The sequence below is a fragment of the Caulobacter segnis genome (assembly GCF_019931575.1).
Taxonomy (GTDB): Bacteria; Pseudomonadota; Alphaproteobacteria; order Caulobacterales; family Caulobacteraceae; genus Caulobacter; species Caulobacter segnis_C.
This window is the reverse complement of sequence record NZ_CP082923.1, coordinates 3,260,244-3,276,868: the sequence shown is the minus strand read 5'-3', so window position 1 is coordinate 3,276,868 and position 16,625 is coordinate 3,260,244. Positions and strand designations below refer to the sequence as shown.

At 67.7% G+C, this 16,625-nt stretch carries 12 protein-coding genes and 1 pseudogene; 10 read left to right on the top strand and 3 right to left on the bottom strand.

Features of this window, described 5'->3' with window-relative positions; translation table 11 throughout:
- Positions 1 to 59 precede the first annotated feature (59 nt).
- The 6 genes from K8940_RS15075 to K8940_RS15050 all read left to right on the top strand — a co-directional run bounded on the left by K8940_RS15075 (position 60) and on the right by K8940_RS15050 (position 3,968).
- On the top strand, positions 60 to 830 hold the full coding sequence (locus tag K8940_RS15075; protein WP_223390803.1) for a hypothetical protein: 771 nt from the start codon (positions 60 to 62) through the stop codon (positions 828 to 830).
- A gap of 3 nt (positions 831 to 833) precedes the next feature.
- Positions 834 to 2,477, top strand: a complete 1,644-nt coding sequence (locus K8940_RS15070; RefSeq protein WP_223390802.1) for a hypothetical protein — start codon at positions 834 to 836, stop codon at positions 2,475 to 2,477.
- 1 nt (position 2,478) lies between these two features.
- Positions 2,479 to 2,703 carry a hypothetical protein gene (locus tag K8940_RS15065; RefSeq protein ID WP_223390800.1) on the top strand — a complete coding sequence of 75 codons (225 nt, stop codon included), beginning with the start codon at positions 2,479 to 2,481 and terminating at the stop codon, positions 2,701 to 2,703.
- Positions 2,704 to 2,712: 9 nt separating this feature from the next.
- The gene (locus K8940_RS15060; protein ID WP_223390799.1) at positions 2,713 to 3,102 is read left to right on the top strand and encodes a hypothetical protein; all 390 of its coding nucleotides are present in this window, start codon (positions 2,713 to 2,715) and stop codon (positions 3,100 to 3,102) included.
- 65 nt (positions 3,103 to 3,167) lie between these two features.
- Positions 3,168 to 3,710, top strand: coding sequence for a lysozyme (locus K8940_RS15055; protein ID WP_223390796.1), 543 nt, complete (start codon positions 3,168 to 3,170; stop codon positions 3,708 to 3,710).
- 30 nt (positions 3,711 to 3,740) lie between these two features.
- Complete coding sequence (locus K8940_RS15050) at positions 3,741 to 3,968, top strand: hypothetical protein (RefSeq protein WP_223390795.1); 228 nt, start codon at positions 3,741 to 3,743, stop codon at positions 3,966 to 3,968.
- Positions 3,969 to 4,037: 69 nt separating this feature from the next.
- Here the strand turns inward: K8940_RS15050 and K8940_RS15045 are convergent, their stop codons facing one another.
- Complete coding sequence (locus K8940_RS15045; protein ID WP_223390794.1) at positions 4,038 to 6,764, bottom strand: TonB-dependent receptor; 2,727 nt, start codon at positions 6,762 to 6,764, stop codon at positions 4,038 to 4,040.
- A 311-nt stretch (positions 6,765 to 7,075) separates the two neighbouring features.
- Between K8940_RS15045 and K8940_RS15040 the strand changes: the two genes are divergently transcribed.
- Positions 7,076 to 8,887 carry an alpha-amylase family glycosyl hydrolase gene (locus K8940_RS15040; RefSeq protein WP_223390793.1) on the top strand — a complete coding sequence of 604 codons (1,812 nt, stop codon included), beginning with the start codon at positions 7,076 to 7,078 and terminating at the stop codon, positions 8,885 to 8,887.
- Positions 8,866 to 10,509, top strand: coding sequence for an alpha-amylase family glycosyl hydrolase (locus K8940_RS15035; RefSeq protein ID WP_223390792.1), 1,644 nt, complete (start codon positions 8,866 to 8,868; stop codon positions 10,507 to 10,509). Before K8940_RS15040 ends, K8940_RS15035 begins: the two co-directional genes overlap by 22 nt.
- Here the strand turns inward: K8940_RS15035 and K8940_RS15030 are convergent.
- Positions 10,506 to 11,279, bottom strand: coding sequence for a hypothetical protein (locus K8940_RS15030; protein ID WP_223390791.1), 774 nt, complete (start codon positions 11,277 to 11,279; stop codon positions 10,506 to 10,508). The two genes, K8940_RS15035 and K8940_RS15030, sit on opposite strands and share 4 nt — an antisense overlap.
- A gap of 81 nt (positions 11,280 to 11,360) precedes the next feature.
- A pseudogene (locus K8940_RS15025) lies at positions 11,361 to 12,447 on the bottom strand (LacI family DNA-binding transcriptional regulator).
- Between the two features lie 248 nt (positions 12,448 to 12,695).
- On the opposite strand from K8940_RS15025, the gene K8940_RS15020 reads away from it, so the two are divergent.
- A complete protein-coding gene (locus K8940_RS15020) occupies positions 12,696 to 14,225 on the top strand; it encodes an MFS transporter (protein WP_223390790.1) in 1,530 nt (509 codons plus the stop codon).
- A gap of 34 nt (positions 14,226 to 14,259) precedes the next feature.
- Entirely contained in the window at positions 14,260 to 16,575 is a 2,316-nt protein-coding gene (locus tag K8940_RS15015; RefSeq protein ID WP_223390788.1) for a glucan 1,4-alpha-glucosidase, read from the top strand.
- Positions 16,576 to 16,625 lie beyond the last annotated feature (50 nt).

The window sequence follows — 16,625 nt, the reverse complement described above, 5'->3', positions numbered from 1 at the left end:
GGATCTCAAGCAATCCGGGGGGAGCTGGCCCGATTTCGATTACGGGGTCGCAAAGCGGCGTGCATACCGCTGGGGTTAGCTCGAACGTTAACAAGGCGCACGATCCGACGACCGATGACGGAACCTGGTGGATCGACGTCGGCCCGACCAACCGCTGGGCGATGTTCGACCTGCTGCGCAACACCGGCACGACAACGACCTCGCCGCTGACGGTCTCGATCACGCCAGGCCAGCGCGTAGACTCGATCGGCGTCGTCGGCATGGTCGCCGACGCAGTGACCGTCACGGTCAAGGTGGCCGGATCGACCGTCTACACCGCCTCGGCCGACCTGCTGAACCGGCCGACCAGCGGCTGGTACGACTACTTCTTCGGCGCGTTCCGCTACCGGCAGGAGTTCGCCCGCTTCGACCTGCCGCCCTACACCGACGCCGTCGTCACCATCACCCTGACCAAGGCCAACGACGACGTGACCTGCGGCGGGGTGGTGCTGGGCTCGTCGGTCTATCTGGGCCGCACCCTGCATGAGGCCGAGAGCGACGCGCTGAACTTCTCGAAGATCGACCGCGACGACTTCGGGACCGCCACCCTGGTGCCGCGCCGCTCGGTGCCACGCACCGTCCAGAGCCTGCGCTGCAAGAAGTCCGACGTCGATCGGATCCTGCAGCTGCGCGACGACCTCAACGCCGTGCCCGCGCTGTGGTCGGGCCTGGACGACCAGGACAGCGGCTACTTCTCGGCCCTGCTCATCGTCGGCGTCTACAAGCGGTTCACGATCACGATGGACCAGCCCGAGGACGCCCTGATTTCCCTCGAACTCGAAGAGGTCTGATCCGTGCCCGCTCAAATCACGGCGCTCCCGACGCCGCCCTCCACCAACGATCCCGCCAACTTCAACACCCGCGCCGACGCCTTCCTCGGCCAGTTGCCGACCTTCGTGACGCAGGCCAACGCGCTGGCCGGCGAGGTGAACGCCAATACGACACAGGTGGCCGCCGACCGGGTCCAGACCGGGGCCGATCGCACGGCCGCCGCCGCCAGCGCCGTCAGCGCCCTGAGCGCCCCGGGCACCAACGGCGCGTCGACGACTTCGCTGGCCGTCGGCACGGGGACCAAGACCTTCACCACCCAGGCCGGCAAGGCTTGGGTGGCGGGGCAGGGCTTCTTCCTGGCCAGTTCTGCCTCGCCGACGAACTGGATGACCGGCGTCCTGACCGCCTACAACACGAGCACCGGGGCGGCGACCGTCCAGGTCGACACCATCGGTGGTTCGGGTACGTTCGCAGCCTGGAACTGTGGCTTGTCCGCCGGTCGGCCGCTCCCCGTCGCGACCCAGGCGCAGGCCGAGGTCGGCGTCGACGGAGGGACCTGGATGACGCCCGAACGCACCGCCCAGGCGGCGCCGATCCATGCCTATCCCGTCGGCACGGCGGTCCAGGCAGCCGCCAATCCGGGGACGCGATGGCTGCCCTGCACGGGCCTGCTGTACGCGATCACCAGCTATCCGGCGCTCGCGTCGGTTCTGCCACCGTACGTCAATCCGATGGTGCTGCGTGCGAGCATCTACCAGTCGGGCCTTGTGGCCTATGGGGCAGGTCTTTTTCTAGCCTGGGCTTACAACGCTTCGGCCTGGATCACCCTGACCTCGCCGGACGGGGTGACTTGGACGCAGAGAGCCAACCCATTTGGTACGGGGGCGCTTCCCAACAAGCTTGTCTTCGCGAACGGCCTATTCCTAGCTTGTTCGCATACGACGGCGTTCAGTTCCGTTGATGGGATCAGCTGGACGGCGCGTGCTCATCCTCTCGGTGCGACAAGCCAGGATCTGTATAGCCTTACCCGCAGTGGTTCATTCTGGATGGCAAGCGGACGAAGCAATGACGCGCCTTATCTCGCGACGTCTCTGGATGGCGTGACGTGGACCCAGAAATCCAATCCTGGAGGCCAGTATATTTCCGCTAGCGCGTACAACGCCACGCTTTCACGCTGGTTTGTTTCGAGCGGCTGGTCGGCGAACTGGATTTCCGATGACAACGGCGCGACCTGGCAGTCCGTGACGGCTCCAACGGGTTACAATTTTTCCCAGGTCGTCGGAGGGGGAAACCGTTTTGTCGCTTACAGCAACAGCACGGTGTTCTCATCCTCGACCGGCGCGGATGGCTTCGGACAAGGGACGAATCTCGGCTTTTCCGTTCAGTCGCTGATCTTCGATGGCGCTCAATTTCTCGCTGCTGGATCCGGCGGCGGGCTGGCGAGCTCAACCGATGGTGTGTCGTGGAAGGTGCTGGCGACTGGCCTGGCAAGCACGGATTGGATCGTCGGTGTGGCCAGGGCCAGCGGGGCGCTGACCTCGCCTATCGTCATTTCCGTACAGAACGCCGGTCTACGGTCTGGCCTCGACGTCTCCACCACGCAGTTCCAGACCCCCGCCGTCACCGGCTGGGGAACCGGTCTTTCCCCCTACATCAAGGCGCTCTGACATGCTGACAATCCATAATATCGACGCGCTGGGGCAATGGACCGGGGTTTCGCGCGAGGTCGAGGAGCACGAAGGCTGGGACGAGGCCTGGACCCTCGCGCCCCTGCCCCCTGAGGCTGAGCCGGGCCAGTCGGCGGTCTGGGCGTCCAACGCCTGGCATCTGCGGGACTGGATCGATCCCGAGGCCGCCCTGGCGCCCGCGGAAGACCCCCTGGCGGAAAACTAAAGGCCCCGCATGGACATCCCCACCGTCATCGCCAAGTCGTGGCCCTACCTCGTCGTGGCCGCGCCGGGGGTCTATGCGGTGATCAAGGACCTCCTCGGCCGGCGGGCGATCGCCCGCAAGGCCGAGGCGGATCTGATGCAGATGGCGCAGGACGCCGCCTCGGGGGTGATCCACACCCTGCGCGAGGAAGCCGATCGCCTGGCCCAGCGCCTCGAACAGGTCGAGGCCGAACTGAGCGACCTGCGCCGCGAGCATAGCCGCATGATCCTCGACAAGGATGCCCGCATCGCCCAGCTGGAAGGCGAGAAGCGTCAGTTGGAGGCCAGGGTCTCGGCCTATCGCCGGATCCTCGCCGCCCACGGCCTGGCCGACGAGCCGGCCGCCCCGGCGGTCGCCTGACCGCCAGGCCTTCAAGAGAAGCGGTCGCCTGACCGCCTGACCCCAACACGAAAGGAAACCCACCCATGCCCACGCCTCCGGCGCGGGATGTTCCCGCCTGCGCGCTCGCGCTGATCCAGCGGTTCGAGGGGCTGCACGACGGCGATCGCGGGACCGCCGTGCTGGAGCCCCAGGCCGACCCGGTCGGCATCTACACCGTCGGCTGGGGCCATGCCCTGTTCGTCGGCGGACGGCCGGTGAAGGACCGTGAGGCCGCCTATCGGCTGTGGCGGGCGCGGTGGCCGGCCGGGATGATCCGGGCCGACGCCGACGCGCTGCTGAAGGCCGACGCGCAAGCCGTCTGCGACAAGGTCCTGGCGCTGTTCCCGGCGACCCGGCTGACCGACGGCCAGCTCGGCGCCATGGTCTCGCTCGCCTACAACATCGGCGTCGGCGAGGTCGGCGGCGGGCCGGACTTCGCCGACAGCAGCGTGCGCCGACGGCTGATCGCCGGCGACGTGCAGGGGGCGGCCGACGCCTTCCGAATGTGGCGGTTCGCCGGCGGCCGCGAGCTGCCCGGCCTGGTCGCCCGCCGCGAGGCCGAGCGCGCGGTCTTCCTGGGGCGCTGAGCCCCGTTTCCAACCATGAAGGAGCGTTCGATGAAACACGTCATCGGCCCGATGGCGGGTCTTTTGCTGTCCGTCGCCCTGTCGGGCTGCGCGGGCCTGGCCGCCGATCCCGTGGCCCTGGCCCAGGCCGTTAAGATCCTGGACGAAGGCTGCGAACGGACCGTCGACCTGACGCTGGACAGGAGCCAGCCCGGCGGCGGCTCGCTGAAGGTCACCCGCGCCTGCGCGCCGGCGTCGGCATCGGATCCGAAGCCCTAGCGGCCAAAAAAGAACCCCTGTCGGACAGGTCCGACAGGGGCGCCGCAGGCTTTGGGGAAGGAGAGGCGACTAGAACTTGTAGTTCAGGCCCACCAGGAAGGTGCGGCCGTAGTTCTGGTAGTCGATGACCTGGCGCGGGTCGTTGTTCTGGTAGGTCACGAAGGGCTCGTTGGTCAGGTTGTTGACCTGGGCCAGCAGCGACAGGCCGTCCATCGGGCCGTCGCTGAAGGTGTAGCCGATCTGGCTGTCGACCACGGACTCGCCCTTGACCATCCGGTAGTTGCGGCCGTTGCCGAAGCCCGAGACCTCGCCCAGGAACTTCGAGCGGTAGCGGTCGCTGATCCGGAACGAGAAGCCGTTCTTCTCGTAGTAGACGGTCAGGTTGGCCACGGTCTTCGACAGGCCCGGGATCGGGGTGGCCGCGTCGCTGGGGTTCGGGTGGATCGAGCTCTCGGTGTACGAGGCGCTGAAGGTGGCGCCGAAGCCGTCCAGGATCGGGGTCAGCAGCGCGCCCGGCATCGAGGCCGCGAACTCGACGCCCTTGACCGCGCCGCCCTTGCCGTTCTGCGGCGTGGTGACCAGGCCCAGGCGCGTGGCCGGCTCCGGGTTGCCGCCGGTCGGGAAGCCGGTGAAGTCGAACACCACGCTCTGGTCGTAAACGTAGGTCTTCAGGTCCTTGTAGAAGGCGGCCAGCGAGATGTAGGCCTGACGGCCGAAATACTTCTCGTACGACACGTCATAGGCGTCGGCGCGCCAGGGCTCGAGCTCGGGATTGCCCCCCGTGCCGCTCCACGGCGAGAAGTTGATATTGGTGTTGGCGCCCTTGGCCGGGTCGAAGCTGAAGGTCTTGCTGGCGCGCATCTGGTCCATCCGCGGACGGGCCAGGGTGCGGGCGACGGCGAAGCGCAGGCTCTGCTCGTTGGGCAGGGCGAACTGCAGGTTCATGCTGGGCAGGAAGTCGACGTACTTCTTGCCGCCCGACAGATTGGTGCGGGTCACGCCCGTACCGGTGCCGCTGGCGCCCAGGGCGGTCGAGCCCTGGTCGGTGTGGACGATCTGGAAGCCGAAGTTGCCGGTCACCGGCACGCTGCCGACGGCGGCGTCGATATTGGCCTTCAGATAGCCGACCGCGACCTTCTCCTCGACGTCCCAGCTCTTGACCAGCACGTCGGCGTTCGGGTTGCGGACCAGGTCGTAGGTCCCGCCATTGACCAGGGCGAACGGGTCGTAGCTGACCATGCCCGGGATGCCGATGAAGGCCAGGGAGGTCGTGCCCACGAGGGCCGAGGAGGGGATCGTGACGCTGGCGGGCGAGCCCTTCACGCGCAGGAACCACTCGTCGTTCACCAGGCCCTTGGAGCGTTCGCTATAGTTGAAGCCCAGCTCGACGCTGGAGAGGCCGTCATCCAGGGCGCGGTTGACCGAGAAGCGGGCCGCCTTCAGCTCGTCCTCGATGGTCGGCTTGTTCAGATAGCCGTCCTGGCCGCCGGTGATGATGTCGCTGCCCCAGCCCTGCGAGCTGGTCAGCTTGATCACGTTGGGATCGGCGTAGTTCAGCGTCGACTTGAAGATCGCCACGCCGTCGCCGTTCATCGTGAACGTCATGTTGTCGGTCGCGCCCGTGCCCGAGCGGCCGGTGCCGGCGTAGGTCTCGAGAATCTGGTCGGTGCGCTCGACCTTCGAGTACGAGAGGTCGCTGATCAGGGTCCAGCCGTCGCCGACTTCCAGCTTGTTGTTCCAGCCGACCGACTTGATGGTCGCGTCGCGATCGTTGCCGTCGTTGCGGACGACGCCTTTGACGCCGTTGAACGTCCCGCTGTTGACGAAGCCGCCCGAGGCCTGGGCGTTGGTCAGCGGCACGCCGCCCCAGACCAGCGGCAGTTCGATGCCGCGCTGGATCTGGTGGTTCTTGAATTCCGAATAGAAGACGTCCAGCGACGAGCTGAAGTTGTCGGTCGGCTTGAATTCGAGGACGCCGATGACGCCGTCGCGCTTCAGCATGCTGGACTGCACGTACGGCTTGGCGCCGCCGATCACCAGGTTGCCGGCCGCGTCGGTGGGATAGCCCCACGAGTTCCAGCGCTCGGCCTGATAGGGCGACTCCATGTGGGCGTAGCCCAGGGCCAGGCCCAGCTTCCCGTCCATGAACTGGTCGATATACGAGATCGACAGGCGGTTGCCGTGCGCCTTGGTGCCGGCGTTCAGGGCGCCGATGTCGTTCCACTCGTAGCGCGCGCCGATGGCCAGGGCGCGCTTGCCGTAAGCCAGCGGGCGGACGGTGCGCATGTCGGCGGTGCCGGCCAGGCCCTGACCGATCAGGCTCGCGTCCGGGGTCTTGTAGACCACGACGGCGCTCAGCAGTTCCGACGGATACTGGTCGAACTCGACGCCGCGGTTGTCGCCGGTCGAGACTTGCTCGCGGCCGTTCAGCAGGGCGGTGGTGAAGTCGGGGGCCAGGCCGCGGATCGAGATGACCTGGCCGCGACCGTCGAGGCGCTGTGCAGTCAACCCAGGAAGACGCGCGATCGACTCGGCGATCGAGACGTCCGGCAGCTTGCCGATGTCCTCGGCCGAGACCGCCTCGACGATCGAGGTCGAGCTCTTCTTCAGCGAAATGGCGCCTTCGATGCCGCGACGGATGCCGGTGACGACGATCTCCTCGACCTTGCTGTCGTCCTGCGCGGTGGTGGCGGTGTCTTGGGCGTGGGCCGCGCCGCCGAGGGCGAAGGCCAGGGCCAGGCCGGTGGCTCCACCGGTCATCAGCCAAGCGCGACGGCGCGCGAATTCAGTGGTCATGAGTCTCACCCTCCCTGGTCCGGCTCTGCGCGTTTTGATCGTGTCGCGGGCCGTTGGTGCAAACTACTGCAAATTAACGAGCTGTAATCAACCCAAAAAATTGCAAACACGCTGAGCTGGGTTCCGCGCTCGCAACGGAATTGCGCCGCCTGTGGCCTCTTTGCGTCACTCATTGGCGACATTTTCCGAAGAGTAGGACGCAAATCCCTTCAACAAGGCGGATTGACAGCCTGCGATCGGCTCTGCAAATTCTTGCAAAGAGTTGCAATGGCGATCCGATCATCGAGGTCGCCGCCAACGGGAGGGGAGCGATGTCGGCCTTGACGCCCTGGCGAAGGACGCTGCTGACCATGATGGTCGCGAGCGCGCTGGCGACGAGCGCCGTGGCGGCTCCGCCCACCCAATCCCTGGCCTCGTACCGGCTGCGCAAGCCGCAGGACGAGGTGATCTATTTCGTCCTGCCCGATCGTTTCGAAAATGGCGACGCGACCAATGACCACGGCGGGATGAAGGGTGGCCCGCTGGTCGACGGCTTCGACCCGACGCGGGCGGGCTTCTATCACGGCGGCGACATCAAGGGCGTGACCCGACGGCTGGACTACATCCAGGGCCTGGGCGCGACGGCGGTGTGGCTGGCGCCGATCTTCAAGAACCGCGCGGTGCAGGGACCGCCCGGCCACGAGTCGGCCGCGCACCATGGCTACTGGATCACTGACTTCACCGATGTCGATCCGCATCTGGGGACTAAGGCCGACTTCAAGGCCCTGGTCGACGCGGCCCACGCCCGAGGCATGAAGGTTTATATGGACATCGTCGTGAACCACACGGCGGACATCATCCAGTATCGCGAGTGCCCGGAGAGCCGCTGCGTCTATCGCGGAGTCGCCGACTATCCCTATACGCGGCGGGGCGGGGTCGGCGGCGCGCCGATCAACGACGGCTTCGACGGCAAGGACTTTTCCAAGCTCAAGCGGACGGACTGGGCCTACACGCCGTACATCCCGGCGGGGCAGGAGCACGCCAAGGCGCCGGCATGGCTGAACGACCCGATCTACTACCATAACCGGGGCGAGAGCACGTTCGCCGGCGAGAGCTCGCTGACCGGCGACTTCGCCACCCTGGATGACGTCTTCACCGAGAACCCGCAGGTCATCCAGGGCTTCATCGAGGTCTACGGCCGGTGGATCGACGAGTTCGGCGTCGACGGCTTCCGCATCGACACCGCCCGCCACGTGAACCCCGAGTTCTGGCAGGCCTTCGTCCCGGCGATGCTGGCGCGCGCCAAGGCCAGGGGCATCCCGAACTTCCACATCTTCGGCGAGGTGTTCGATCCCGATGTCGCGATCCTGGCCAGCCACACCCGCGTCGACAAGCTGCCGGCGGTGCTGGACTTCGCCTTCCAGTCGGCGGCGACCGACGTCGCCATTGGCCGGACCGGGACCGACCGCCTGGCCCGCGTCTTCGCCGCCGACCCGGCCTATGAAGGCGGCGAGGCCGGCGCGCGCCAGCTGCCGACCTTCCTGGGCAATCACGACATGGGCCGCATCGGCTGGTTCATGCTGAAAGCCAAGCCCGCCATCTCCGACGGCGAGCTGCTGGCGCGCGTGACCCTGGCCAACGCCATCATGCTGACTGCGCGCGGCGCGCCCACCATCTATTACGGCGACGAGCAGGGCTTCACCGGCGACGGCGACTATTCCGACAGCCGCGAGGACATGTTCGAAAGCCAGGTCGCCAGCTACAACGACAACCGCCTGGTCGGCTCGACCGCCAAGGGGCCGATTTCGGCGTTCAAGACCGACAGCGTCCTCTACCAGCGCATCGCCGAGCTCTCGAAGCTGCGCGTCGCCACGCCGGCCCTGCGCGACGGTCGTCAGGTGGTCCGGGCCGCCGGCGACCAGCCGGGCCTTCTGGCGGTCTCGCGCATCCTGGGCAAGACCGAGGTGCTGGCCGTATTCAACACCAGCGACCAGCCGCTGAAGGCCAATGTGTCGGTCGAGGCCGGCTCCGTCGCCTGGCGGACCCTGCACGGCGCATGCGCCGCGACCGCGGCCGCGCCGGGCAGCTATGCCATCGCGCTCAAGCCGCTCGACTACAAGATTTGCGTTTCCGAGGGACGATAGTGACAGTTCAGGTTCTTGCTCGCCCCGGTGCGGAGACGTCGATGAACGCCGAATGGTGGCGCGGCGCGGTCATCTACCAGGTCTATCCGCGCAGCTACGCCGACTCGAACGGCGATGGCGTCGGCGACCTGCCGGGCGTCACGGCGCATCTCGACCACATCGCCTCGCTGGGCGTTGACGGGGTTTGGCTGTCGCCGTTCTTCACCTCGCCGATGAAGGACTTCGGCTACGACGTCTCGGATTATCGCGACGTCGACCCGATCTTTGGGACCCTGGGCGACTTCGACGCCCTGATCGCCAAGGCCCATGCGCTGGATCTGAAGATCATCATCGACCTGGTCTTCTCGCACACCTCGGACGAGCATCCCTGGTTCGCCGAGAGCCGCCAGGATCGGACCAACGCCAAGGCCGACTGGTTCGTCTGGGCCGACGCCAAGCCCGACGGCAGCCCGCCCAGCAACTGGCAGTCGGTGTTCGGCGGGCCGGCCTGGACCTGGGACGCCCGTCGCGGCCAGTACTACATGCACAACTTCCTGGCCTCGCAGCCGCAGCTGAACCTGCATAATCCGGCGGTGCAGGAGGCCCTGCTGGCGGTCACCCAATTCTGGATCGACAAGGGTGTGGACGGCTTCCGCTTCGACGCCATCAATTTCTCGATGCACGACCCGAAGTTCACGGACAACCCGCCGCTGCCGCCGGGCGGCAAGCGCACGCGGCCGTTCGACTTCCAGGACAAGATCCACAACCAGAGCCACGCCGACATCCCGAAGTTCCTCGGCCGCCTGCGGGCGCTGACCGACGCAGCGGGCGGGCGGTTCTCGGTGGCCGAGGTCGGCGGCGACCACGCCGATCGCGAGATGAAGCTGTTCACGGCGGGCGATGATCGCCTGAACAGCGCCTACGGCTTCCTCTATCTCTACGCCGACAAGCTGGCGCCCGCGATGATCCCGCAGGGCGCGGCCATGTGGCCGGGCGCGGACGGCGAGGGCTGGCCGTCCTGGACCTTCTCGAACCACGACGCGCCGCGCGCGGTGTCGCGCTGGGCCGAGGGGCGCGACCGCAAGGCCTTCGCCGAGATGTGCCTGCTGCTGCTGATGGGCCTGCGCGGCAACGTCTTCGTCTATCAGGGTGAGGAGTTGGGCCTGCCTCAGGCCAATGTCCCGTTCGAGCGCCTGGTCGATCCTGAGGCCATCGCCAACTGGCCCCAGACCCTGGGGCGCGACGGGGCTCGCACGCCGATGCCGTGGGTGTCGGGCGCGGTCAATGCCGGCTTCTCGGCGGTCGAGCCGTGGCTGCCGGTCGATCCCGAGCACCTGCCACTGGCCGTCGACGCCCAGGAGGCGGACCCGACCTCGACCCTGCATGTCGCCCGCCGCCTGATCGGCCTGCGCAAGGCCTATGCCGCCCTGCGCACCGGCGCGATCAGCTTCGTCGACACCAACAGTCCGCTGCTGATCTTCCAGCGCGGCGAGGGCGAAGGCGCGCTGCTGCTGGCCTTCAACCTGGGCCACGAGGCCGTGAGCTGGTCGCTGCCCGAAGGCTGGGCGATGATCGACGGCGTCAACCTGGGCGGCGAGGGTGACATGCCGCCCTGCGCGGGGCTGATCGCGCGGCGAGGCTAGGTCTCGGCGGCCGGCGCGTGCTGGCCGCTGCGCTGGGGCAGGACCAGGATCAGCGCGACGATCGCCGCCGCCAGCGCGGCCGAGGCGAGCGGCCGGCTCAGCGCCAGGCCGCCGTGATCCAAAGGCTTGTCCAGGAAGTCGCCGACCGCCGCGCCCAACGGCCGGGTCAGGATGAAGGCGGCCCAGAACAGCACGACCTTGCTGGCCCGGGTGCGGAAATGCAGCGCCGCCACGAGGGCCAGCATTCCCGCGAAGATGATCGCCGCGCCGATATAGCCCAGGTTGGCGGTGTCGGCGGTCCAGTCGCCCAGCGCCGTGCCCAGGGTCTGGGAAAAGGTGATCGTCACCCAGTAGAATAGCTCGGCCCTGGGCGAATGGATGTCGTCGGCGTCGATCCGGCCCAGCGCGGCGCGCCACGCCGCCAGCGACGCCAGCACGCAGCCCAGCAGCAGCAGGGAGCCGCCGGCATAGCCGATCGCCAGTGAGCGCGTGGCGAAGTCGGCCATGGTCGTGCCGGCGGTGGTCGAGGCCACGATCGTCGCCCAGTACAGGAGCGGGTGGAAGCGCCGCGCCGTGACCTGGCCCGCGACGAAGGCCAGCAGGATGGTCAGGAAGATCGCCGAACTGAGCAGGTAGCCCAGGTTCAAGGTCATGCTCAGCGTATCGCCGCCGGTCTCGCCCAGGGTCGTGGCCAGAATCTTGATGACCCAGAAGCCCAGGGTGACGGCCGGGGCCTTGCTGGCCGCCGCTTCCAGATCCTCATCCCGCATCGCCGTCTCCGTGCCGTGGATTTTCGGGCGTTAGGCGTCGCGGTTGATGGGGCTCCACACCGAAATCCGCACTTCAAGCGGTCAGCCGCCGCAGCTTTCCCGGATGATCAGGTCGGTCGGCACCCGTTCCGACCGGCTGGCGCGTTCGCCGCTGTCCAGGAGCTTGGACACCATCAGCCGGCCGGCCTTGGCGGTGTCCTGGGCGATGGTGCTGAGGGCGGGGCTGGCGTAGCGGCTGAAGGGCACATTGTCGAAGCCCATCACCGAGACGTCGCCCGGGACCGACAGGCCCGCGTGCTTCAGCGCGCGGATGGCGCCCAGGGCGATCAGGTCCGAGGCGGCGACGACGCCGTCGAAGGTCACGCCGTGGTGGATCAGGCTGTCGACCGCGGCCTCGGCCGATTCGACCTCGAAGTGGGCCGGCACGATCAGATCCGGATCGACGCCCAGCTTGGCCTGCTCCAGCGCTTCCAGATAGCCGCGATGGCGGTGCATGGCCTCGGGCGCCTCGGTGTCGCCCAGGAAGACGATGCGCTTGCGGCCGAGGCGCGCCAGGTGGAGCGTGGCGCGGCGGCCGCCCTGGATGTTGTCCGAGCCCACCGAGCAATAGGCCTGGTCGGGGAACTGCGCGCCCCAGACCACGAAGCGGGTCTCGGTCTCGGCCAGGCGGTTGAAGGCCGCGTGCAGCGAGCTCTGGCCGAGGAAGATCACGCCCTCGGCCCGGCTGGTGGTCATGGCCGCCGACAGGTCCTCGAAATTGGCCGGGGCGATGTGGCTGAGGATCACGTCGCAGCCGCGCTCACGCGCCGCCTCGCCAACGCCGGCCAGCAGCTCCAGGAAGAACGGGTCGGACATGCCGCTGTCACGCCCTTGTGGACGAGGCGTGACGATGGCGATCGTCGCCTCGGCCCCGATCGGGCCGGCGGGCATGTAGCGGCGGAACGGATAGTCCATCTCGCGCGCCAGCTTCCAGATCAGCTGCTTGGTGCGCTTGTTGACGGCCGGGCTGTCGTTGAGGGCCCGCGACGCGGTCGAGATCGAGACCCCCGCCAGCTTGGCCAGATCCTCCAGTCGCGTCGCCCCCTTGCTCACCTACGCCGTCCCCAATGCAAAGATTTCTGCAAACTTTTTCAATCGCCCATAAGGCGCCGTTCGGGCGGGTTTGCAAGCCGGGCGAGGGTGGCTCCGGTTGAAATTTCGTCGTGAAAACTACTGCAAATAATGTTGAAGCTCAGGGCGCGAAGCGCGGAAGTGGCGGGCGAAGGACCGCCCGGACTGAACTCGAAAATCCAATAAAGTATGGAATTTGCGTTGCGCGTGACGGCGACGCGTGCGCAAATGCCGACCAGGTCAGTTTATGAAAAAACTTGCGAACCAGCCGGAAGCAACCGGCGGTCGGAGTGGGGCGGAGGATCCATGGCCAGGCAGAGGCTCAGTTTCCTGCAGATCTGGAACATGTGCTTTGGCTTCTTCGGAATCCAGATCGGTTTCGGCCTGCAGAACGCCAACACCAGCCGCATCTTCCAGACCCTGGGCGTCGATGTGAACCACCTGGCGATCCTGTGGATCGCCGCGCCGGCCACGGGCCTGCTGGTCCAGCCGATCATTGGCCACCTTTCCGACAAGACCTGGGGCCGCCTGGGCCGTCGTCGGCCGTACTTCTTCTGGGGCGCGATCCTCACCACCCTGGCGCTGGTCGTCATGCCCAACTCGCCGACCCTGTGGGTGGCGGCCGCGGCGCTGTGGATCATGGACGCCTCGATCAACATCACCATGGAGCCGTTCCGGGCCTTCGTCGGCGACAACCTGCCCGACGCGCAGCGGGCCACCGGCTACGCCATGCAGAGCTTCTTCATCGGCCTGGGCGCGGTGCTGGCCTCGGCCCTGCCGTGGATGCTGACCAACTGGTTCCAGGTGGCCAACACCGCGCCGGCCGGCCAGATCCCCGACGCGGTGCGCATCGCCTTCTACACCGGCGGCGCGGGCCTGCTGCTGGCCGTGCTGTGGACGGTGTTCACGACCAGGGAATACAGCCCCGACCAGCTCGCCGCCTTCGAGGTCGCCGAGCACGAGGCGCTGGGCTTCGGCCCGCATGAAGAACCCGAGCCCTCGGTCAACGCCTACGTCGCTCTGGGCGTTGGCGGCGTGCTGGGCGGGCTCGCCCTGGCCTTGCTGGTCTGGGGCGCGGGCCTGGAGAAGGAACTCTATGTCCTGGCCGGCCTGATCTTCGTGTTCGGCGTGGCGGGCGTCGCCGGCGCGCGGTTCAAGCGCATCGGCCGGACGGACAACGGCTTCTCGGAAGTCCTGTCCGACGTCTTTCGGATGCCCAGGACCATGCGCCAGCTGGCGGTGGTGCAGTTCTTCTCGTGGTTTGGCCTGTTCGCCATGTGGATCTACACGACCCCGGCGGTGGCGGCGGTCCACTTCCACGCCACGGACGCGGCGTCCAAGGCCTATAACCAGGGTGCGGACTGGGTGGGCGTGCTGTTCGCCGTCTACAACGGCGTCGCGGCCCTGGCGGCCCTGCTCATTCCGCTGATGGTACAGGCCACCAGCCGCCGCGTCAGCCACGCGATCTGCCTGGGCCTTGGCGCGCTGGGCCTGTTGTCGTTCCTGCTGATCCGCCAGCCGGGCCTGTTGTGGATCGGCATGGTCGGCGTCGGCTTCGCCTGGAGCTCGATCCTGTCGGCCCCGTACTCGATCCTGGCCGGGGCCCTGCCGGCGCGGAAGATGGGCGTCTACATGGGCATCTTCAACTTCTTCATCGTCATCCCGCAGCTGTTGGCGGCGACGGTGCTGGGCCTGCTGCTCAAGACCTTCTTCGGCGGCCAGGCGATCTTCGCCCTGGTGCTGGGCGCGGCCTCGTTCGCGATCGCGGCGGCCGCGACCTTCGCCGTTCGCGACACCGACACCCAACGCCGTCCTGACGCCGCCAAGCCGGCCTGAATTCCTTTCCCTTCCAGCCTGACGAGTCCTCGCCATGCGCAGCCTGAAACTTCTCGCCCTGGCCTCGGCCGCCCTGACCGCCAGCGCGGCGCACGCCGCCACGCCCACCACCTGGGCCTATTCGGCCAAGACCGGCGTCGGCGCGTCCTACGAGGCCTATGTGAACGGGGCCTACAAGGCCGGCGGCAAGACCGGGGCGGTGTCCAAGGTCTGGTTCTCGATCGCCGACGGCGTGCTGACCGAGACCATGTACGGCCTGATCCACGAGGCCCAGATCAAGCAGATGCGCATCGCCGTCCAGACCGCGACGGGCCTGGCGGTCGAGGGCGCGGACACGACCTCGAAGACCGAATATCTGCACGTCGACGCCGCCGGCCGGCCGCTGTCGCCGGCCTACAAGATCACCACCACCGACCGCCAAGGCCGCTTCGTCATCGAAAAGCGGATCTTCACCGATCCCGACCGCGACAGCCTGTTCGTGCGCGTCACGGTCAAGGCGCTGAAGGGCCCGGTGACCCCGACCCTGGTGCTCGAGCCGCACATGGCCAACACCGGCGGCGGCGACACGGGCGCGGCCTCGTCGACCGCCCTGACGGCCTTCGAAGGCAAGGCGCATCTAAGCTTGAAGGGGGCCAAGCCGTTCGCCAAGGCTGGCGCCAGCGTGCTGAAGGACGGCGACGCCCTGGCGGACCTGAAGGCCACGACGACCTCCGCCAAGGGCGCGATCGTCCTGACCGGCCAACTGTCGGCCGTCGCCAAGGAAGCGACCTTCGACTTCGCCTTGGGCTTCGGCCCCGACGCCAAGGTCGCCGACGCCGCGGCTTCGGCCACCTTGAAGACCGGCTACGCCGAGGTGCTGGCCCGCTTCAACGGCGAGGGCGCGCGCGTGGGCTGGGAGGACTACCTGGCCTCGCTTACCGAGCTGCCGCGTCTGCGCGAGGCCTCGGAGGACGGAGGCAAGCTGGTCCAGGCCTCGGCCCTGATGCTGAAGGTCCAGGAGGACCGCACCCACGCCGGCGCCCTGATCGCCTCGCTGTCGAACCCGTGGGGCGACACGGTCGACGCCACCAAGTCCTCTACGGGGTATAAGGCCGTCTGGCCGCGCGACTTCTACCAGTGCGCCATGGCCCTGGCGGCCCTGGGCGACAGGGACACGCCCCTGGCGGCGTTCCACTACCTGCCCACCGTGCAGGTCGGCCCCAAGACTCCGGGCAATACGGGCGACGGCGGCTGGTTCCTGCAGAAGTCGCATGTCGATGGCACGCCCGAATGGGTCGGCGTCCAGCTGGACCAGACGGCCATGCCGATCATGCTGGGCTGGAAGCTCTGGAAGCTGGGCTGGCTCTCCGAGCCCGAGCTGAAGGCCTATTACGGCAAGATGCTCAAACCTGCGGCCGACTTCCTGGTCAAGGGGGGCAAGGTCGACCTGGGCTGGAACCACTCGACGATCACGCCGCCGTTCACCCAGCAGGAGCGTTGGGAAGAGCAGGGCGGCTATTCGCCCTCGACGACCGCCGCCGTGATCGCGGGCCTGGTGGTCGCCGGCGACATCGCCGAGACAGCGGGCGACAAGGCCGGCGCCGAGCTCTACCGCAAGACCGCCGACGATTACTCGTCCAAGGTCGAGGCCCGCATGGTCACGACCAAGGGCGCGTTCGGCGACGGCCACTACTATCTGCGCCTCAACGGCGACCAGGATCCGGACAACAAGAGCCCGGTCGAGGAGCGCAACGGTCAGGCGGCCGTGCCGGAAGACAAGATGCTGGACGCCGGCTTCCTCGAGCTGGTCCGCTACGGCGTGCGCCGCGCCGACGACCCGGCCATCGTCGCGACCCTGCCCAAGCTGGACGACGAGGCGATGGAGGACCTCTATCGCGTGCGCTACAGCTTCACCTTCCTGGGCGTTGAAGGCCGCTTCCCCGGCTGGCGGCGCTATGGCGTCGACGGCTACGGCGAGGACACCAAGAGCGGCGCGAACTATGGCGAGGGCGACCAGATGCGTCCGGGCCAGCGCGGCCGGGTGTGGCCGATCTTCACCGGCGAGCGCGGCCACTACGAACTGGCGCTGGCCGGCCTGTCGGGCAAGCCCGATCCGGCGGCGGTCAAGAAGATCCGCGACACCTACGTCAAGGCCATGGAGCTGTTCGCCAACGAGGGTCTGCTGATCCCCGAGCAGGTCTGGGACGGCGTCGGCGCGGAGAGCCCGCATGCGTACACGCGCGGCGAGGGCACCGATAGCGCCACCCCGCTGGCCTGGAGCCACGCCGAATACGTCAAGCTGCTGCGCTCGGTCAGCGACGGTCAAGTCTGGGACAACTACGCGCCCGTGAAGGCCCGCTTCTCGCGTTAGGGTGGCTGTTCCAGCGCGCGGATTGTCGCAGTTCGCCGCGTCCACGGCAT